The 17,149-nt window shown below is 66.2% G+C and carries 20 protein-coding genes; 10 read left to right on the forward strand and 10 right to left on the reverse strand.

The window, feature by feature from the left end; genetic code table 11:
* Nucleotides 1–150: 150 nt before the first annotated feature.
* Nucleotides 151–1,404, reverse strand: a complete 1,254-nt coding sequence (gene icd / locus DEIPR_RS02450; RefSeq protein WP_013614251.1) for an NADP-dependent isocitrate dehydrogenase — start codon at nucleotides 1,402–1,404, stop codon at nucleotides 151–153.
* A 254-nt stretch (nucleotides 1,405–1,658) separates the two neighbouring features.
* On the opposite strand from icd, the gene DEIPR_RS02455 reads away from it, so the two are divergent.
* Together DEIPR_RS02455 and DEIPR_RS02460 are read left to right on the forward strand one after the other, a co-directional pair.
* Nucleotides 1,659–1,907, forward strand: a complete 249-nt coding sequence (locus DEIPR_RS02455) for a hypothetical protein (protein WP_013614252.1) — start codon at nucleotides 1,659–1,661, stop codon at nucleotides 1,905–1,907.
* A gap of 74 nt (nucleotides 1,908–1,981) precedes the next feature.
* Nucleotides 1,982–2,500 (forward strand): DinB family protein, encoded by a 519-nt coding sequence (locus DEIPR_RS02460; RefSeq protein ID WP_013614253.1) that lies wholly within the window; start codon nucleotides 1,982–1,984, stop codon nucleotides 2,498–2,500.
* Nucleotides 2,501–2,616: 116 nt separating this feature from the next.
* On the opposite strand, the gene DEIPR_RS02465 is transcribed toward DEIPR_RS02460, so the two are convergent.
* On the reverse strand, nucleotides 2,617–2,934 hold the full coding sequence (locus tag DEIPR_RS02465; protein ID WP_013614254.1) for a hypothetical protein: 318 nt from the start codon (nucleotides 2,932–2,934) through the stop codon (nucleotides 2,617–2,619).
* A gap of 100 nt (nucleotides 2,935–3,034) precedes the next feature.
* Here DEIPR_RS02465 and era point away from each other — a divergent pair, with 100 nt between their 5' ends.
* Complete coding sequence (era, locus tag DEIPR_RS02470) at nucleotides 3,035–3,955, forward strand: GTPase Era (RefSeq protein WP_013614255.1); 921 nt, start codon at nucleotides 3,035–3,037, stop codon at nucleotides 3,953–3,955.
* Between the two features lie 68 nt (nucleotides 3,956–4,023).
* Here era and truA read toward each other — a convergent pair whose 3' ends face one another.
* Nucleotides 4,024–4,908 (reverse strand): tRNA pseudouridine(38-40) synthase TruA, encoded by an 885-nt coding sequence (gene truA / locus DEIPR_RS02475; protein ID WP_013614256.1) that lies wholly within the window; start codon nucleotides 4,906–4,908, stop codon nucleotides 4,024–4,026.
* Between the two features lie 31 nt (nucleotides 4,909–4,939).
* On the opposite strand from truA, the gene DEIPR_RS02480 reads away from it, so the two are divergent.
* Entirely contained in the window at nucleotides 4,940–5,269 is a 330-nt protein-coding gene (locus tag DEIPR_RS02480) for a hypothetical protein (protein ID WP_013614257.1), read from the forward strand.
* A 58-nt stretch (nucleotides 5,270–5,327) separates the two neighbouring features.
* Here the strand turns inward: DEIPR_RS02480 and DEIPR_RS02485 are convergent, their stop codons facing one another.
* The gene (locus tag DEIPR_RS02485) at nucleotides 5,328–6,650 is read right to left on the reverse strand and encodes a hypothetical protein (protein ID WP_013614258.1); all 1,323 of its coding nucleotides are present in this window, start codon (nucleotides 6,648–6,650) and stop codon (nucleotides 5,328–5,330) included.
* 502 nt (nucleotides 6,651–7,152) lie between these two features.
* On the opposite strand from DEIPR_RS02485, the gene rplU reads away from it, so the two are divergent.
* The 6 genes from rplU to DEIPR_RS02515 all read left to right on the forward strand — a co-directional run bounded on the left by rplU (nucleotide 7,153) and on the right by DEIPR_RS02515 (nucleotide 12,990).
* Nucleotides 7,153–7,455: a 50S ribosomal protein L21 gene (gene rplU / locus DEIPR_RS02490; RefSeq protein WP_013614259.1), complete on the forward strand. Its 303-nt coding sequence runs from the start codon at nucleotides 7,153–7,155 to the stop codon at nucleotides 7,453–7,455.
* 24 nt (nucleotides 7,456–7,479) lie between these two features.
* On the forward strand, nucleotides 7,480–7,728 hold the full coding sequence (gene rpmA / locus DEIPR_RS02495) for a 50S ribosomal protein L27 (protein ID WP_013614260.1): 249 nt from the start codon (nucleotides 7,480–7,482) through the stop codon (nucleotides 7,726–7,728).
* A 161-nt stretch (nucleotides 7,729–7,889) separates the two neighbouring features.
* Nucleotides 7,890–9,185, forward strand: coding sequence for a GTPase ObgE (gene obgE, locus DEIPR_RS02500; protein ID WP_013614261.1), 1,296 nt, complete (start codon nucleotides 7,890–7,892; stop codon nucleotides 9,183–9,185).
* A gap of 87 nt (nucleotides 9,186–9,272) precedes the next feature.
* On the forward strand, nucleotides 9,273–10,316 hold the full coding sequence (locus DEIPR_RS02505) for an LptF/LptG family permease (protein WP_013614262.1): 1,044 nt from the start codon (nucleotides 9,273–9,275) through the stop codon (nucleotides 10,314–10,316).
* 62 nt (nucleotides 10,317–10,378) lie between these two features.
* Nucleotides 10,379–11,476: an LptF/LptG family permease gene (locus DEIPR_RS02510; protein ID WP_041222283.1), complete on the forward strand. Its 1,098-nt coding sequence runs from the start codon at nucleotides 10,379–10,381 to the stop codon at nucleotides 11,474–11,476.
* A gap of 68 nt (nucleotides 11,477–11,544) precedes the next feature.
* Nucleotides 11,545–12,990, forward strand: coding sequence for a DUF4403 family protein (locus DEIPR_RS02515; protein WP_245532714.1), 1,446 nt, complete (start codon nucleotides 11,545–11,547; stop codon nucleotides 12,988–12,990).
* Between the two features lie 14 nt (nucleotides 12,991–13,004).
* Here DEIPR_RS02515 and DEIPR_RS02520 read toward each other — a convergent pair whose 3' ends face one another.
* The 6 genes from DEIPR_RS02520 to DEIPR_RS02545 form a co-directional block, all read right to left on the reverse strand.
* On the reverse strand, nucleotides 13,005–13,535 hold the full coding sequence (locus DEIPR_RS02520) for a DinB family protein (RefSeq protein WP_013614265.1): 531 nt from the start codon (nucleotides 13,533–13,535) through the stop codon (nucleotides 13,005–13,007).
* A gap of 14 nt (nucleotides 13,536–13,549) precedes the next feature.
* On the reverse strand, nucleotides 13,550–14,092 hold the full coding sequence (locus DEIPR_RS02525) for a hypothetical protein (protein ID WP_013614266.1): 543 nt from the start codon (nucleotides 14,090–14,092) through the stop codon (nucleotides 13,550–13,552).
* Nucleotides 14,093–14,151: 59 nt separating this feature from the next.
* Nucleotides 14,152–15,423 carry a serine--tRNA ligase gene (serS, locus tag DEIPR_RS02530; protein ID WP_013614267.1) on the reverse strand — a complete coding sequence of 424 codons (1,272 nt, stop codon included), beginning with the start codon at nucleotides 15,421–15,423 and terminating at the stop codon, nucleotides 14,152–14,154.
* 121 nt (nucleotides 15,424–15,544) lie between these two features.
* Complete coding sequence (gatC, locus tag DEIPR_RS02535; protein ID WP_013614268.1) at nucleotides 15,545–15,880, reverse strand: Asp-tRNA(Asn)/Glu-tRNA(Gln) amidotransferase subunit GatC; 336 nt, start codon at nucleotides 15,878–15,880, stop codon at nucleotides 15,545–15,547.
* Nucleotides 15,867–16,358 (reverse strand): disulfide bond formation protein B, encoded by a 492-nt coding sequence (locus DEIPR_RS02540; protein WP_013614269.1) that lies wholly within the window; start codon nucleotides 16,356–16,358, stop codon nucleotides 15,867–15,869. Before DEIPR_RS02540 ends, gatC begins: the two co-directional genes overlap by 14 nt.
* Before the next feature lie 19 nt (nucleotides 16,359–16,377).
* Nucleotides 16,378–17,091 carry a DsbA family protein gene (locus DEIPR_RS02545; protein WP_013614270.1) on the reverse strand — a complete coding sequence of 238 codons (714 nt, stop codon included), beginning with the start codon at nucleotides 17,089–17,091 and terminating at the stop codon, nucleotides 16,378–16,380.
* Nucleotides 17,092–17,149 lie beyond the last annotated feature (58 nt).

Consider the following 17,149-nt stretch of genomic DNA (forward strand, 5'->3'; position numbering starts at 1 on the left):
CAGCGCAGCGGTCCCACGCTGAGTACGCAAACCGAAAAATGGAGAAAAAGAGAAAAGGTAGGCGAGCACAGAGGGCCGCCTACCTTTTTTGTTTCTGGTTCCGTCTGTGGTCAGAGCTGCCGCGTTACTTCACGGCATGACCGTACAGCGTTACTTTACCGAGTCCATGTTCGCAATGATGTTGTCGGCGAACTCGCTGGTCTTCACCTGCGTCGCGCCTTCCATGTCGCGGGCAAAGTCGTAGGTCACGGTCTTGTCCTGAATGGTCTTGTCCAGCGCCTTCAGAATCAGGTCGGCGGCCTCGTTCCAGCCGAGGTGGCGCAGCATCATTTCGCCGCTGAGAATCACGCTGGAGGGGTTGATGACATCTTTGTCGGCGTACTTGGGCGCGGTGCCGTGGGTCGCTTCGAAGATGGCGTGGCCGGTCTTGTAGTTGATGTTGGCGCCGGGAGCGATACCGATACCGCCCACCTGCGCGGCCAGCGCGTCGGAGAGGTAGTCGCCGTTCAGGTTCAGGGTGGCGACCACGTCGTAGTCGGTGGGGCGCAGCAGGATTTGCTGCAGGAAGTTGTCGGCAATCACGTCCTTGATGACGATGCCGTTCGGCAGTTCCAGCCAGGGGCCGCCGTCGATTTCCTTGCCGCCGAATTCGCGCTTGGCGAGGTCGTAGCCCCAGTCACGGAAGGAGCCTTCGGTGAACTTCATGATGTTGCCCTTGTGGACCAACGCCACGCTCTTGCGGCCATTGTCAATGGCGTACTGAATGGCGGCGCGCACCAGACGCTCGGTGCCTTCCTTGGACACGGTCTTCACGCCAAGGCCGGTGGTGTCGGGGAAGCGGATTTTGTTCACGCCCAGTTCGTTCATCAGGAAGTCGCGCAGGCGGTCACGCTCGGGGGTACCGTCTTTGAACTCGATCCCCGCGTAGATGTCTTCGGTGTTCTCGCGGAAAATCACCATGTCGATGTCTTCGGGGCGCTTCACGGGGCTGGGCACGCCCTGGAAGTACTGCACGGGGCGTACGCAGGCGTACAGGTCCAGCTCCTGGCGCAGCGCCACGTTGATGGAGCGGATGCCGCCGCCGACGGGGGTGGTCAGCGGGCCCTTGATGCCCACCAGGTAGTCCTTGAACGCCTGCACGGTTTCGTCAGGCAGCCAGATGGCTTCGCCGTACACCTCGTTGGCTTTCTCGCCAGCGTAGACTTCCATCCACTCGATTTTCTTCTCGCCGCCGTAGGCTTTTTCCACGGCTGCGTCCAGCACGCGCACGCTGGCGCGCCAGATGTCGCGGCCGGTGCCGTCACCCTCCACGAAGGGGATGATGGGGTGGCTAGGAACATTGAGGGTTTCACCCTGCATGGTGATTTTTTCGCCCTGCCCTGGAACCTTGATTTTACTTTCCATGATGCTCAGTTTAGCGTGTGTCCGCGCTCCAGGGCTGTCACCACGGTGGTAAGCGCAGCTGCATATCCGGTAAAGCATATCCAGTGAAGTGGTGTCCAGCCGTGGTGGCTGGATATTCACGGTGAATACTCACGGGGCTTGGCCACCGCTGTGCGCTGTGGGCAAGTCTCAAGGTGGTTTGGGTGATTTCTTAGGGGGCTGCCCCTCTACTCGGCGCACACTGAAGGCATCTCAAGACAAGGAGGTCTGAAAACATGAGTGAAGACAAAAACGTTTTGGAGAACCTGGCCGACGCGGCCGCCGCCAAAATCAACGAAGGGGTGGACCGTGCCAGCGCCGCTGGTCACAATGTGGCCAGCCGGGACGGTAACCTGCTGGACAACGCCGCCGACAAGCTGCACGAAGGCGCTGACCGCGCCCGCGCCGAGGCGAACAACGTCGACGCCCGCTCTTCCTTTGACAAGGCCAAGGACCAGATCAGCGACGCTCTGAACGGCAAGTAAGCCTGTTTCTGCGATTGCCGCTCACCCCTGTGGTGGGCGGTTTTGCTGTGTCGGCTGCGGGGTACACTGGCCGCATGACCGCAGCCGACACCCCTACGGCCGACCTCCGCGCCCAGGCCTCCACGCTGGCCTTTGCCCGCTTGCTGCCCAAGCTGTTCCGGGGCGGGCAGGCATTTCTGAGCGTCGAGGAAATCATTTCCGACCTGACCCCCGAGCAGGCCACGCAGCAGCCTGAGCGCCTGCCGCACTCGGTGGCCGCGCTGCTGGCGCATGTGAACTGGTGGAACCGCTGGATGCTGGACATCTTGGAAAGCGGTCAGAGCATGCCCTACCCCGAGCACGCCGCCGACACCTGGCGCGAGGTGACCCCGGACGAGTGGCCCGCCGTCAAGACCGAGTTCTACGACCTGCTCTCACGCGTTGATGCCCACGCGGCGCGGCCTGATCTCTCCAGCCCCGTCAACCACGACGAAACGGTGGGCGAGCTGCTGGCCGACTTTGCCCTGCACACCGCGCACCACTTCGGGCAGATGATCAGCGTGCGCCAGAGCCTCGGCGCGTGGCCGCCTGCCGGGGGTGGGGACACCTGGTAAGCGGCGTGAGCGTGGGAAACTGAGGGCCTTTTGCTGAGGAGTCTGGAAGTCCTGGAAGTCTAAGGGTCGAAAGGTCTAAGAGTCTGAGGAGATACGGCGCTTAGACTCTCCAACACTTAGACCTCTTGCTCGGCAATGTTCCGCAGCTTCTCCACCCGCCCGGCCAGCTCGGGCAGCTCCAGTGCCTTCAGGCCCTTGACCGTGCGGCCCAGGCCTGCGCCCTCTATGCGGCCCTGATTCCAGCCGGCGATCAGCATCGCGCAGCCTTGCAGCACCTCGCTCACCTGCTCTTTGTGGAACATGGCGGCCAGATTGCCGGCCTGCGGGGGCTGGGTCTGCTGGGCCTGGGCCTGCACGTCCAGCACGACCTGCATGAAAATCTGGTCCAGGCGGGCGCGGTCGTCGGCACTGATGGGTTGGTCGCTGTAGGTCATAAGCTGCAGTGTAGATGAGCCGGCAGCCGGCCATCCGGCGTAAATAAAGCCTCTGTGCAGCTCCCACAGCTGCTTGGCCTGCCCGTGACACAATGTAGGGATGACAAGTCTGAATCCCGATTCTCCGAGTGACACCCGCGCCGGGTTCGTGGCGATTGTGGGCAAGCCCAACGTGGGCAAATCCACGCTGCTCAACGCCTTTTTGAACACCAAGGTGGCCCCGACCAGCCACCGCCCGCAGACCACCCGCCGAGGTGTGCGCGGTATTTTCAGCGACGGCACCCATCAGGTGGTGTTCGTGGATACGCCCGGTGTCCACAAGCCCAAGGACGCCCTGGGCAAGTACATGAACAACGAAGTGTCCACCGCACTGTCGGACATTGACGCCATGATTTGGGTGGTGGACCTGCGCCACCCGCCGACCGACGAGGACCGCCTGGTGGCCCGGCAGATTCGCGACCTGCCCAAGCCGCTGTTTTTGGTCGGCAACAAGCAGGACGCCGCCAAGTATCCCGAAGAAGCTATCGGCCTGTATGAAGCGCTGCTGGAGGGCCGCGAGGCCGACACCACCGTGACCAGCCTGAGCGCCCAGAAGAACGACGCCAAGGTCACGGCGCTGCGGGCCCAGATTCTGGACGTGCTGCCTGAAAACCCCTTCTTCTTCCCCCAGGGCAGCGCCTCTGACCAGAGCCGCGAACAGTGGGCCGCCGAAATCGTGCGCGAACAGGCCATGATGAAGCTGCGCGACGAGCTGCCCTACGCCGTGGCGACCCGTGTGAACCGCTGGACCGAGCGCGACGACGGCTTGCAGCGTATTGAGGCCGAAATCGTGGTGGAAAAGGCCGCCCACAAGGGCATGGTGATTGGCGCGGGCGGCAAGCAGCTGCGCGAAATCGGTACGGCGGCCCGCAAGCAGCTGGAAACCCTGCTGAACGCCAAAGTGTTCCTGGGCCTGGAAGTGGTGGTCATCCCCGGCTGGCGTGAAGACCCCGAAGCCCTGCGCGAACTGGGTTACGAGTAAGCGGAGCTGGTCTGCCCCTTCTTCTGCCCGCGTGTGGCAGGGAAGGGGCTTTTTTTGGGTGGGGCAGATTACGGGGCTACCGGCGGCTGCGGCGGCGCGGTCAAACTCAGCTCCGGAAACCCAGCGTACCCGGCCCCGGCAAAATACAGCCCGTCCGGGGCCACGTTGATACCAGCCTGGCGCCGGTCACCACTTGCCAGGATTTCAGCCACCGCCTCCGGGGCGAGTTTGCCCTGACCGACCGCAATCAGGGTGCCGACCAGCCCGCGTACCATGTGGCGCAGGAAGCTCTCGCCCACCACTGCCAGCGTGACCCGCTGACCGTAGGGCAGGGGGGACGCCGTGACCGCCAGCCGCTGCAGTTCGCGCACCGTCTGGCGGTCTTCTTTGGTGGCGAAGGCGGCGAAATCGTGCAGGCCGATCAGGTGCTGGGCAGCGGCATTCATAGCGCTGAGGTCCAGCTGGCCGCGTACCCACAGCGAACGGCCTTCTTCCAGCGGGTGCCGTGCCGGGGCGTTCAGAATCTGGTACAGGTAGCGCCGCTGCGTACAGGAAAAGCGGGCGTGAAATCCTGCTGGGGCGGCCTGGGCGCTCAGCACCGCCACACTGCGTGGAAGTTGCCGTGCCAGCGCCAGTGCCAGCCGCTCCGGCGGGATGCGTGGGGCGTGCAGGTCCACATGGGCGGGCATGTTCAGTGCATGGACTCCAGCGTCGGTGCGGCCGGCGGCGACTGGCCGGGCGGCCTCCAGCCCTAACCTGTTCAGTGCCGCGTGGAGGGTGTCCTGCACGCTGGGGGCGTTGGGCTGACTCTGCCAGCCGCCGTACGCGCTTCCGTCCCAGGCCACCGTCAGCAGCACCCGCGTCCAGCCCTGCGGCGGGGCGTAATGCAGTGGGCGCGGTGCAGCGGGATCCAGGGGCGGCGTGGGCACGGGGCCGGCGGAAACATCGGTCATGCCCGCTCAGGCTAGCGCGTAGGCTGAGGCCATGACACAAGCCGCGAATCAGGGCGACCATCAGGGTGCAGGGCAGGACGCAGGCCAGCCGGGCGCATGGGTCCACTTTGCCGAGCAGCGGGGAAATCTGGCAGGGTTGCAGGCGCAGGCGCGGACCTGGGCTGCGCTCCCCGGCTTTCTGGGTGCTGAGGTGCTGCACAGCCCAGACCAGGCGGGCGAGGGAGGCGAACTGTACCTGCTGGTGACCCGCTGGCAAGGCGCAGTGCCGCCGCTGGAGCTGCCCGCCGGGGCCAAGGGGTGGGCGTTCGCCGTCCTGCCGCAGGCGGCCCCATCTCAGCCAGCTCAAGGGGCCCAGCCCTGAGTGGTCCAGCTCTAAGCGGTCCAGCTCTAAGCGGTCCAGTCTGGAGCCAACAGACGCCCTAGTCCAGCCGCAGCGGGTCGCTGACGGGTACGCTGGTGCGCCGCAGGTCCTGAATGGCCCGCAGGGTCTCCTCCTGCTGTTGCTGGGTGCGTGACCCGGCGCCGGCCAGGGCTTGCAGGCTCTCCTCCAACATGGCCCGCACCTCGCTGGCCGCTGTGACGGCCGCTTCACTGCCGGCCGGCAGGCGCAGGTACAGCTGCGCCGCTTCCTCGCAGCGCTCGGCCAGGCCGCGCAGGCGGTAGCCGTCGGCGGTCAGAACCTCCTCTTCCGGGAGGTCGGCCACCCGTTCGCGCACCATCCGCAGGCCTGCGGCGAGGTCGTCGGGCAGCTGCCCAAGAACCGGGCCGCGCAGCGTGGAAGTGACCTGTAGGCCAGAAGCTGGCGCAGCAGGTGCCGGCGTGGACGCCGGCGCAGTTGCTGGGCGCAGGTGGTCCGGGACGCCGTGCATGCTGGGCAGCAGGCTGGCCGCCGGACGTTGCCCCGACAGGTGCCACAGCAGCTCCTTGGTGCTGTCGGGCGGCGTGCGGTCTTCAAAGTAGCCCTGCCGGTAGGCTTTGACCCCGTCATTTCCGAACAGGTAGCCGGACCCGAAAATCCAGGCCAGGCCCAGCACCCACCAGATGTTGAACGCGGCAATCATCACCGCCACCCACAGCACCCAGTTCCAATCGTTGCCGCGCAGCCGGCCAAGCCAGCGCAGCGGTTCGCCGCCAAAAGCCCGCCAGCGGTCCAGCTGCGCCCAGTGGACAGGGCCGACCCGCACCGCTTGACCTTCCCACAGCAAGTGGAGGTGCTGGCCCTGGACTTCCACCACTGCCGGAGTGTCGCTGCCCTGACTGAGGGTGTAGGTGCGCTCGCCCAACTGCGCCACCGGGTAGACCTTGAGACCCTGCCGGCCTTTGCGGTCCGCTTGGTCCGGCATCCAGACAAGCTGCACCGCCGCGCCGCGCAGGTCAACTGCCAGGCCCTGCATGGCCTGTTCGAACCGGTCCAGTTCATGCAGAGCGTAAACCTCTAGCCCCTGGCGCACCTGACCCACAGGTGCAGGGTGGCTGGCCGGAACCTGGGCAGCCTCGGCCAGTCCGGTTCGGTGTTCCTCCTGGGCGGGCACCGGCTGCACAGACGGCGTCTGAATCACCGTCACCGGCACATCCTGGGTCTGCTGCCGGCGGGGCGGCTGAGCCTGTTCACGGGCCCATTCCCGTGCCCGCTCGCGCCTGAACTCGTGCCCTGCTTGCGTAAGTTCACGGCGCAGGAGTTCGGCGGCGTCCATGACGTCCCTGAATTCAGCGCTGTCTTTTATGGAGGATCGGCGTTTCATGTGGCTCCTGAGAAGGGTGCGGCCGAATTGGCCGGGGTGGTGTGGGAGGCAGGGCCTGCAGGTACGGCAGTTCGTCTCATCCTGACTGGGGAGTGGGCCGACCGAATCGGCAAAAGGATGGAGCCGGTCGCAGGACTTTGCCGGGGTGTGGGAACCTGTGAACCACTGCCGTGAAGGGGGTTGTCCCTGGTGGCCGGACCAGCCGCAGATTCCTCATCACGCTTCTATACGCGGGGGCGCGGGACAAGGTTCCGCCTCTTCTATGCTGAGGGCTTCTCCGTGCGGTTGCCCCGGCCCCTGCCCGCATGATAAAATCCCCCTTCGGTTGCCCCACTTTTTCGTGGGGTTATTACGCCTGCGCCCGACACTTACCGGCCCTGCCCAGTGCCCACGCCTGCTTTAGCTTTACTGCAGGCCAGCGGTCAGAAGGAGGGGGCACCCTGACCGAAATTTATCAGCGGACTGGGAAGCACAGAGCGGCAGCGCAGCAGGAGGAATAAAGATGTTTGCAATTATCAAGAGCGGTGGTAAGCAGTACCGCGTGCAGGAAGGCGACGTTATCCGTGTGGAGAGCCTGCAGGGCGAAGCCGGTGACAAAGTGGACTTTACCCCCGTGCTGGTGGGCGGTGAACAGACCGCTTACGGCGACGACGCTGGCAAGTACACCGTGAACGCCGAAGTGGTCGAGCACGGCCGCGGCGAGAAGATCTACGTGCGCAAGTACAAGAGCGGTATTCAGTACCGCCGCCGCACCGGCCACCGCCAGAGCTACACCGCCATCCGTATCACCGGCATCAAGGCCTGATTTTTCCCCTAAGGAGACTCTGAAATGGCACACAAAAAAGGCGTAGGTTCGTCCAAAAACGGACGCGACAGCAACCCCAAGTACCTGGGCGTGAAGAAGTTCGGCGGCGAGAAAGTGCTGGCCGGCAACATCCTGGTCCGTCAGCGCGGCACCAAGTTCAAGGCCGGCCCCAACGTGGGCATGGGCCGTGACCACACCCTGTTCGCCCTGGTGGACGGACAGGTCGTGTTCAGCGACCGTGGCGGCAAGGGCCGTTTTATCAGCGTGGAGTAAACGCCCACTGCGTTGTAAGGAGCTGCGCCGCTTCTGCCGGCCGGCTCCTTTTTCATGTGGGGTGCAGGGATGGTCCGCGGCTGGGAACAAACGGAGCAGAGCAGTACCGTTGACCGCCGCCTGACATCACCTGCTTTACTTCCCCGGAGGGAGAAGCACCTATGGCTTTTAGAGATACCCTGGAAATAGAAGTGGCTGCCGGCAACGGCGGCGACGGCGCCATGAGCTTTCACCGCGAGAAGTACCTGGAAAAGGGCGGCCCCGACGGCGGCCACGGCGGGCGCGGCGGCAGCGTGATTCTGCGGGCCACCGAAGGCGTGGAGTCGCTGGAACGCATGGTCGGCAAGCGCAAGTTCAAGGCAGAAAATGGCCGCTACGGCGAAGGCCGCCTGCGCCAGGGCCGCGACGGCGAGGACATGTACATTGACGTGCCGGTGGGCACCACGGCTTTCGACCGTGATACGGGCCGCGTGGTGGCTGACCTGACCGAAACCGGTCAGCAGCATGTGGTGGCGCGGGGCGGCGCGGGCGGGCGGGGCAACTCGACCTTTGTCAGTGCGACCCGGCAGGCCCCCCGCTTCGCCGAGCTGGGCATTCCCGGCCAGAAGCGCCGGCTGCGGCTGGAGCTGCGCCTGATTGCCGACGTGGGCCTGGTGGGCTACCCCAACGCGGGCAAAAGCAGCCTGCTGGCCGCCCTGAGCAACGCCAAGCCCGGCATCGCTGATTATCCGTTTACCACCCTCAGCCCCAACCTGGGCGTGGTGGAGCAGGAAGGCGGCGACGAGCGTTTTACCCTGGCCGACATTCCCGGCATCATCGAGGGGGCCAGCGAGGGCAAGGGCCTGGAATTCCTGCGCCACATCAGCCGCACCCGCTTGCTGGTGTTCGTGCTCGACGTGACCGTGAACCCGGTGGAGGAACTGCGCCAGCTGATGGCCGAGCTGCGCTCCTACGACCCGCAGCTGCTGGACGCCCCGGCCCTGATTGCGCTGAACAAGGTCGAACTGGTCGAAGAAGACATCGCCCTGATGGTGGAAGACGACCTGGCCGCCGAGTTCGGCATGGCGGTGCTGCCGGTGAGTGCCAAGGAAGGCCAGGGCCTGGGCGACCTGCGGGCCACCATTTTTGACCTGCTGCCCAGCCGTGAGCTGTGGGCGCAGACCCACTCGCTGGAGGTGGAAGATGAAACCGTGCGCGAAGAACCCCTGCGCATCGAATTCCACGAAGAAGAAGCCGGCGAGGGCGAGGAAAACGAGCGCATCTGGACCGTATATGGGGGCGGCTTCGAGGACAAGCTGGTGCGCTTCGCACGGCACCTGGAGGACGCCGCCGAGTACCTGGCGAACCTGTTCAAGCGCCAGGGGCTGAACAACGCCCTCAAGCGCGCCGGAGCCCGCGAAGGCGACACGGTGGAAATCGGCACCTTCCGCTTCGAGTATTACGAAGACGAGAACTGAGACCGGCATGCGGGGGGATGAAGTGGCGTCCCTCTGCCCCCGCCGTCCTCTAGCGCCTTCTCATCTCACGCACCTAAACTGAAAGTCATGTCCAGACTGACCCGTTACATCCTGCTTGACGTACTGAAGTGGTATGTGATGGGTTTTCTGCTGTTCGTGGTTCTGCAAATGACCGATGTGCTCAGCCTGACCGCCGGGGCATTTCTGGACTACAACGCCACGCCGCAGCAGGCGCTGTCCACGCTGCTCTACAACCTGCCTACCTTGCTGAACCGCTCGCTGGTGCTGGCGGTGCCGTTCGCGGTACTGCTGTCGTTCGGGCGCATGCAGGGCGACAGCGAAATCAAGGCGATGTACGCGGCGGGCGTGCGGCCCCTGTCGCTGGTGTGGCCGCTGGCGCTGCCTTTTTTGCTGGTCGGGGCGCTGACCTTCTGGAATTCCGGCTGGGTGGCGCCCTGGGCCAATGCCCGATGGTACGACGCCTGGTACGACATCTACGGCATGACCCCCGAGCCGCCCACGCGGGAAATGTACGCCTACTCGGAAGGGGAGACGCTGTTTTATGCCGGGCGGGTGGCCAGCGGTGAAGAGCCGCAGCAGGCCCTGCTCAGCGGCGTGATGGTGCAGCGCGGAGGCGAGGTGATCACTGCCGACAGCGGCACTTGGAATACGGCCACTCAGACCTGGACGCTGACTGGCGCCTGGGTAACGCGCCCCGGCGAGACCCCGCAGCCGAGCGCCGAGCCGCTGACCTTTGTCCAGAAAGACACGCTGGCGCCCCCCCGCCCTGAAGCCGACCAGCTGAGCAGGGCCGAGCTGCGGGCCGAGCTGGCCGACCCCACGCTGCAAGGAGCGGAGCGCCGCACGCTGGAGCACCAGCTGGCCGGGCGCACGGCCGATTCGTTTACCGCTGTGATTTTCGCGCTGGCGGCAGGCTTGCTGGGCCTGCTGATGCCGGGCCGCGCCTGGGCCTTCGCGGCCGTGTTGCTGGTGGTGGTGGTGTACTACGTGCCCTGGACGCTGGGGCCGCAGTTGGCAGCGGGCGGCGCCCTGACCCCGGCGCTGGTGGCCTGGCTGCCCAACCTGATCTTTATCGTGCTGGCAGCCGCGCTGGCCTGGAGGCTGCGGTGATTTCACCTATGCAGGCCGGGCAGGAGGGGCACACCGAGGGCGCACCGTCCCGCCGCCCGGTCATGAGGCGTTTCGAGACCTATGTGCTCTCGGAAATCCTGCCGCTGCTGGTGGCGGCCCTCAGTGCCCTCATTGTCCTGCTGATGCTCAAGGGCCTGGAGGACGTGCTGGCCCCGCTGCTGGCCAAGGGAGCCAGCCCCGCGCTGGTGGCGCAGTTGCTGGCGCTGAACGTGCCTGAGGCGATGGCGTTCGGGCTGCCGCTGGCGCTGATGTTCGCGGCGCTGCTGGGCCTGTCGCGCCTGAGCGGCGACAGCGAAATCAAGGCGGCGCTCTCGGGCGGGATTCCCGGCACCACGCTGTTCCGGCCGGTGCTGCTGCTGGCCGCGCTGGTCACGCTGCTGTCGTTCGGCATCAACGAAGTGCTGGTCACCCGAGCCAAAGTGCAGGCCCAAAGTGTGCAGCGCCAGATTGTGCTGGACAATCCCCGCGTCATCGGCCTGGCGCAGACGGCGGGCGGCGGCCTGGTGCTGCGCGACGCCCTGGACCGTGCCATCAGCGTGGGGAGCGTGGGCGAAGACGGCACCCTGCGCAACCTGCGCATCGTGACCATGCAGCCCGGCCTGCCGCCCCGCGAGGTGATTACGGCCCGCGAAGGAGTGTTGCAAGAAGGCAGCAACGTGCTGGAGCTGCGCGGCGGTCAGCGGGTGTCGTATCAGGGGGCGCGGCCGGTGACGGTGCTGAACTTTGAAACTGGGCAGTTGCCGGTGCAGGACGTGCAGGCCAGCTTCGACGGGGGCAGCGGCCTGGACCCCTTTTACCTGCCGCTGGGCACCCTGAAAGAGCGCACCGACGGCTACCGCGACAGCGGCATCCGCTCGCCGGGCGACTTTACGGCGCTGTACCGCAAGTTCGCGCAGCCACTTTCGGCGCTGGCGCTGGCCTTTTTTGCGGTCAGTCTGGCGCTGTACACCTTCCGCTCGGGCCTGAACCTGGGGCTGGTGTGGGCGCTGCTGCTGAGTTTCGCCTACTACGCCACCTGGAGCGTGTTCCGGGTGATGGGTGAGAATGGTGCCCTGCCCGCGCCGGTCGCGGCGTTCGGCCCTGACGTGATTGCCCTGCTGGCCGGAGCGCTGCTGCTGTGGCGGGCCAGCCGGCAGTAACCCTGCGCCGGACCTTAGCCGTCCTTTTGGTGGGTGCCGCGCTGGGCGGCGCAGGGGTAGTGTGGAAGGTGTCCTTTCCCCGTGACGACCTGACCCCGCCGCCCCCGGCCAGCCCAACGCAGGCGGCTCCGCTGCCGCTCTCCAGCCTCAGCCTGCCAGTTGCAGTGCCGCTGTCCGGTATCCGGGAGGCGGTCAACGCCCGGATTCCCCGCGAGTTTGCGCGTGTGCAGCAGGACCAGCGGGTGCTGGGTGGCCGGGCTGGCATTCATATTCGCGGCGCGGTGGTCCGCGCAGGTGACATCCGCATCGTGCCGAGCGATTCGGCGGACACCCTGGAACTGGAAGTGCCGCTCAGTGCCCGCTTCAGCGTGCGGCCGGAGCTGTCCGGGGCGTCCTGGGCCGGCCGGCTGGAAAGCACGCTGACCCGTGATTTTGGCGGCGAGGCCACCGTGCGCCTCAAGGTGAAGCCCTACATTCAGCCCGACTGGGAAGCGGGAGCGCAGGTGAGCGGCGAGCTGCGCTGGACCGACCCCCTGGCGGTAGAGCTGGTGCCGGGCACCCGCCTGAGCGTGGCGGCCCTGGCCGAAAGTGCGGTGCGGGCGCAGCTCACGCGGGTCACGCAGGAGGTGGCCCGCGCTGTGCGCGAGTCGGCCGCCCTGCGCAGCCGGGCCGAGCAGCTATGGGGGCAGGTGGGCCAGCCCTGGCCGCTGCCGCTGGAAGGGAGTGGCGTGGGGCCGGCCTACGCCCAGGTCATGCCGCAGTCGCTGACGGTGGCGGGGCTGGGCCTGCGGGATGACGCCCTGCACCTGACCCTGCAGGCCGAGGGCTACTTGCGCGCCGAGCTGGGCCAGCCGCCGCTAGTGCGCCCGGCCAGCGCTCCACTCCCTGCCCTGCAAACGTCCCCCCAGCCTGCACCCGGCGAACTGCACCTGCGGGTGCCGATTCTGCTGCCCTTTGCAGAACTCTCCTCGCTGGCGACCGCAGCCGCACAAAGGGAACTGCTGGCCCTGCGGTTGCCCGGCGGGACCCTGGCCCCACGGGTTCAGTTGGACCGCTTGGAGGTTACCGGACAGCCGGCCCAGCAGCGCCTGACCCTGACCGCTCGGCTGACCCTGAGTGGCCTGGGCCTGCGCCAGAGCGTGACGGCGGACATCAGTGGGCGGCCCTGGCTGCGGCCTGGTGGGCGGACGGTGACCCTGGAAAATGTGCAGGTGGCGACCCGCGACGAGGGGCTGAGCAGCCGCCTGCTGGGCCTGCTGGCTGACGCCCGGCTGGAAGAATATCTGGCCCGCAGCGCCCGCTTTGACCTGGGGCCGCGCCTGGACGGACTGGAAGACTCACTGGCGGCCCGGCTGCCCTACTCGCCGCTGCCGGGCCTGCGCCTGCGCGGCGACGTGGGCGAGCTGCGGCTGGACGACCTGCGCGTGACCGGACAGGGGCTGCAAGTCACCGCCGCTGCCGACGGCGCCCTGGACGTACTGGTAGACGCGGGCCAGCTGCCAGGGCGGCCCTGACCGGCTCCCCCGGGTTATTGCGTGCGGCTGCGCTCCAGCAGTTCGCGGTGGTTGTGCAGGTGCGCGGCAACCATCCGCAGCCAGTTGAGGGCGTCCAGCTCCCCGAAATAGGGATGCCAGGCCGTGCGGCCGGGCGTCTCGCGGACATTGGCCGCCACAGCTTCCAGTGCCGTGCGGTGTTCGCTCCATACCGTTTCCCAGCCCGCCCAAGGCAAGCCGGTTTCACTCGGCAGGCTGTGGGCGGGGGCCTGACGCTTGCCGCCTTTCAGCACGCCGGGGGTCTGGGGCATGGGGTGCAATTCGCGGTCCGAGAGCAGCAGCGCCAGCAGCCGGGTAATGCCGGTATTGATTTTGACCACGTGCTCGGCTTCCTGGGCGGGCGACCACTCGCGGCCCGGTTGGGTGGCGCTCCAATCGCTTTCGTGGGCACGCAGCTCGGCCTCGAGGGCGTCCAGCTGAGCATGCAGGGCGGCCTGCACTTCGGCTGGGCCAGTGCCAAACTGGCGCAGCACGGCGGGATCTTGGAGGGGCTTAGGTGCAGTCATAGGGGCAGTCTAGTTCACTGCTGCATCCAGCCAGCCCAGACGCCTACCTGGCTGTTGATGCCGCAGCGGGCCTTGTGCTGTAGGCTGCCCGGCGTGGTCCAGTGCGAGAGCGGCGCGGTGGGACCGTAAGCATCCACGCTGTTCAGCGCCACCCCTGCCCGCTCACAGGCGGCGATCTTCTCGGCGCTGAAGCGGCGGCCGGTCACGGCACTCAGGAACTCGGCCGCCAGCGGGTAGTGGGCCGGGTGCATGGCAAAGGTGCCATTTTTTTGCGGTTGCGGTTCGGTCAGCAGCCGGGCGTTGCTGATCCAGCCCTGTAGGCGCACTTCCACTTCCATGCGGCTGCCGCCCCTGAGGCGGTAGCTGCGCTGGGTGCCGTCGTGCCAGCCCAGCGTGCTTTCGCCGTTTTGTATCACTTCTACCAGCTTGCAGCCGTAGGTACGGCAAAAAGTGGTTCCGGCGGGGTCTACCTTTTGCCCCAGCCAGCTGGTAGGTGCGCCCCCGGCAGCGGCGGAGCCAAGCGCAGCCAAAGCCAAAACGGGCACGAGTTGTCTCATGCCCGCAAGGTAGTGCAGAGGTTTGATTGGAAAGTGACGCGGCCTGAACGGGCCTTGGCTTAGCGCCGGGGCTGCCCAATCACCGCTTTGCCGCCCAGATAGGGTTGCAGCGCTGCCGGAATCCGCACCGTGCCGTCGGCCTGCTGGTGGTTTTCCAGGAACGGCACCAGAATGCGCGGGCTGGCGATGCCGGTGTTGTTGAGGGTATGGGCAAACTGAGGCTTGCCGTCCGCGCCCTTGAAGCGCAGGCCGGTGCGGCGGGCCTGCCAGTCGGTCAGGTACGAGCAGGAGTGGGTTTCGCGGTACTTTTCCTCGCTGGGCACCCAGGTTTCGATGTCCATCATCAGGTGCTTGCCCAGGCCCATGTCGCCGGTAGAGTTCTGCACCACCCGGTAGGGCAACTCCAGCGCCTGCAAGATACCCTCGGCGTTGGCCAGCAGTTTCTCGAACCAGGCCATGCCGTCTTCGGGCCGGCAAATCACGTACTGCTCCACCTTGCGGAACTCGTGGACCCGAATCAGGCCGCGCACGTCACGCCCGGCACTGCCTGCTTCGGAGCGGAACGCGGCGCTGAAGCCCGCGAAGGCCAGCGGCAGGTCGCTCTCGGCCAGGATTTCGCCGGCGTACAGGGAGTTGATCGGCACCTCGCTGGTGCCGGCCAGCATCAGCTCCTCGTCCTCCAGGCGATACACCTGGTCCTCGCCGCCGGGGAAATGGCCGGTGGCGGTCAGGGTTTCGGGGCGCACCAACGCGGTGGTGCTGAGCATCTCCAAGCCGCGCTCGGCCAGGAAGTCCAGCGCGAAGGTCAAAATCGCCATTTCCAGCCGGGCCGCTTCGCCCTTCAGCAGGTACGAGCGGCTGCCCGACACGCGGGCCACCCGCTCGGGATCGGACCAGCCCTGCAATTCCAGCAGGTCCACGTGGTCCAGCGGCTGAAATTTGAAGGTGGGCAGCTGGCCCTCGCGGCGCAGTTCTACGTTGTCGTCGTCGCTGGGGCCGACCGGGGCCGACCCGTGGGGCACGTTGGGCACCCGCAGCAGCAAGGAGCGCAGCGCCTCTTCCTGTTCACGCAGCTGGGGCTCAAGCTCGGCCAGCTGGGCGCCCAGTGCCTTGCCCTTTTCAATCAGGGCGGGGCGTTCTTCGGCGCTGGCCTTGGGGACCAGTTTGGCGTTGGCGTTGCGCTCGGCTTGCAGAGTTTCCACCTGCTGGCGCAGTTCCAGCACGGCGCGGTCGGCGGCCAGCACTGCGTCCAGGTCCAGCGACACGAATTTGTCGGCAATCGCCTTGCGGACGGTGTCAGGGTTCTCGCGGATAAAGCGGATGTCTTGCATGGGGCTCCTTGCGGGGAAAGCGGGAAAGGGACGGGCAGAAGGGCGAATAGGCCTCCGGCTGCCGCTGGGAGCTGTTCTTCCGGCGGGCCGGCCCTGGTGGTTGGCATGCGGCCGGTCGGGGTCAGTCGGTATCCAGGGTACGCGGCAGCCGCACGAAGCCGCCCGCCGCTGCCGGCGCCAGAGCCAGCACCTCGGCCTGGGGCAGTGGTTCGCCGGCTATATCCGCCCGCAGCTGGCCGGACAGCGGGAGCGGGCGCTGCAGCGGGTCCACGCCTTCCGTGTCTACCGCCTGCAACTGCTGGAAGTAACCCAGCAGCCCATTCAGCTCTTCCCGGATGGCTTCTTCCTCGTGGGGCTTCAACTCCAGCCGGGCCAAAAAGGCCAGATGTTCCAGCTGCGCCGTGCTCAGCCGGTCATGGCCGGGCGCGGCAGTCACGGGCGGTTCAGACGCGGTCATGCGGCTCAGTATAGGTGGCCTGGGCCTGCTCTTCCGGACGCATGCGGGGCCAGGCCAGTAGCGCCAGAATCAGGCTGAAGGCAATCATGCTGAGCACCGGAATGGTCAGAATGGAGTTGAGCGCCGACGCACCCTCACCGAAGAGGGTGGACCACAGGGGCCAGATGGTGGTGCAGGGCTCCTGTCCAGCGTCTATAGAGCAGGATTTGAGCGTGGGAATCCAGCCCCAGATTTCGGCATTCTGAACCAGGGCGGTGATGGCACCGATCAGGGCGAGCGCAGCGGCATACAGCCGCACGCGCAGGTCGTCCCGGAAAGCGGCGATGCCCAGCATCAAGGCCAGTGGGTACATGGCGATGCGCTGATACCAGCACAGTTTGCAGGGCCGGTAGCCCAGCACTTCGCTGAGGTACAGGCTGCCCAGCGTGGCGACCAAAGCCACCACCCAGGCCAGATAGAGACGGGTTGAGCGGTTCATACGGTTGGCTGTGCGGGCATCAGTTCGCCAGGGCAGCGTCGATGGCACTCTTCAGCTGGCCGTAGTCGCCGGGGTTCTCGACCTTTTTGCCGCCGATAAATACGGTAGGCGTACCGGTGACGCCGCTGGCTTCGACTTCTTCCTCGTTGGCTTCTACGCGGGCCAGGGTTTCGTCGTTGTCCAGGCAGCTGGCAAAAGCCGTCTGGTCAATGCCGGAGACATTGGCTGCCAGCTCCTTGAGGCGGGCCTTGGTGGCCCAGACTTTGCTTTCATCCTCCTGTGCGCGGAACAGAATCGTCTTGTAGGCGCTGAATGCCTCTGCGCCGCCGTGCTCATAGGCGCACTCGCCCGCCTGCGCGGCATACTTGGAGTCGTCCTCGTCCAGCTTGGCCACTTCGGCCAGGAAAGGCCAAGCCACCGAGTACACCTTGACCTTGCCAGTGCTGACATACTCGTTTTCGACTTTAGGAAAGACCGTGGCTTCGAACTGCTTGCAGGCCGGGCACTTGAAGTCTTCGACCACGATCATTTCGACCGGTGCGGAGGCGTCGCCCACCACCGGCTTGTTGGAGAGGTCGAACTTCGCGCTGGCTGCTGCGCCACTGGCAGTGCTCGCCTGTTCACCGCTTTTGCCGCGTCCGGCGAACAGCGCCAGGGCAATCAGCGCTGCAGCGATAAGGGTGCCGATGATCAGCGGCATATTGTTGCTTCGGTTTCCCTGCAGTTTGGTCATAGTTGACGCCAATTCTACACGGCAGGGGTTAAAGCAAGAGTCCCGCTGCACAGAGGCG

This window comes from Deinococcus proteolyticus MRP (assembly GCF_000190555.1).
GTDB classification, from domain to species: domain Bacteria; phylum Deinococcota; class Deinococci; order Deinococcales; family Deinococcaceae; genus Deinococcus; species Deinococcus proteolyticus.

Coding starts and splice junctions, on each gene's coding strand:
- icd (WP_013614251.1), bottom strand. CDS start 1,404: ATGGAAAGTAAAATCAAGGTTCCAGGGCAGGGCGAAAAAATCACCATG.
- DEIPR_RS02455 (WP_013614252.1), top strand. CDS start 1,659: ATGAGTGAAGACAAAAACGTTTTGGAGAACCTGGCCGACGCGGCCGCC.
- DEIPR_RS02460 (WP_013614253.1), top strand. CDS start 1,982: ATGACCGCAGCCGACACCCCTACGGCCGACCTCCGCGCCCAGGCCTCC.
- DEIPR_RS02465 (WP_013614254.1), bottom strand. CDS start 2,934: ATGACCTACAGCGACCAACCCATCAGTGCCGACGACCGCGCCCGCCTG.
- era (WP_013614255.1), top strand. CDS start 3,035: ATGACAAGTCTGAATCCCGATTCTCCGAGTGACACCCGCGCCGGGTTC.
- truA (WP_013614256.1), bottom strand. CDS start 4,908: ATGACCGATGTTTCCGCCGGCCCCGTGCCCACGCCGCCCCTGGATCCC.
- DEIPR_RS02480 (WP_013614257.1), top strand. CDS start 4,940: ATGACACAAGCCGCGAATCAGGGCGACCATCAGGGTGCAGGGCAGGAC.
- DEIPR_RS02485 (WP_013614258.1), bottom strand. CDS start 6,650: ATGAAACGCCGATCCTCCATAAAAGACAGCGCTGAATTCAGGGACGTC.
- rplU (WP_013614259.1), top strand. CDS start 7,153: ATGTTTGCAATTATCAAGAGCGGTGGTAAGCAGTACCGCGTGCAGGAA.
- rpmA (WP_013614260.1), top strand. CDS start 7,480: ATGGCACACAAAAAAGGCGTAGGTTCGTCCAAAAACGGACGCGACAGC.
- obgE (WP_013614261.1), top strand. CDS start 7,890: ATGGCTTTTAGAGATACCCTGGAAATAGAAGTGGCTGCCGGCAACGGC.
- DEIPR_RS02505 (WP_013614262.1), top strand. CDS start 9,273: ATGTCCAGACTGACCCGTTACATCCTGCTTGACGTACTGAAGTGGTAT.
- DEIPR_RS02510 (WP_041222283.1), top strand. CDS start 10,379: ATGAGGCGTTTCGAGACCTATGTGCTCTCGGAAATCCTGCCGCTGCTG.
- DEIPR_RS02520 (WP_013614265.1), bottom strand. CDS start 13,535: ATGACTGCACCTAAGCCCCTCCAAGATCCCGCCGTGCTGCGCCAGTTT.
- DEIPR_RS02525 (WP_013614266.1), bottom strand. CDS start 14,092: ATGAGACAACTCGTGCCCGTTTTGGCTTTGGCTGCGCTTGGCTCCGCC.
- serS (WP_013614267.1), bottom strand. CDS start 15,423: ATGCAAGACATCCGCTTTATCCGCGAGAACCCTGACACCGTCCGCAAG.
- gatC (WP_013614268.1), bottom strand. CDS start 15,880: ATGACCGCGTCTGAACCGCCCGTGACTGCCGCGCCCGGCCATGACCGG.
- DEIPR_RS02540 (WP_013614269.1), bottom strand. CDS start 16,358: ATGAACCGCTCAACCCGTCTCTATCTGGCCTGGGTGGTGGCTTTGGTC.
- DEIPR_RS02545 (WP_013614270.1), bottom strand. CDS start 17,091: ATGACCAAACTGCAGGGAAACCGAAGCAACAATATGCCGCTGATCATC.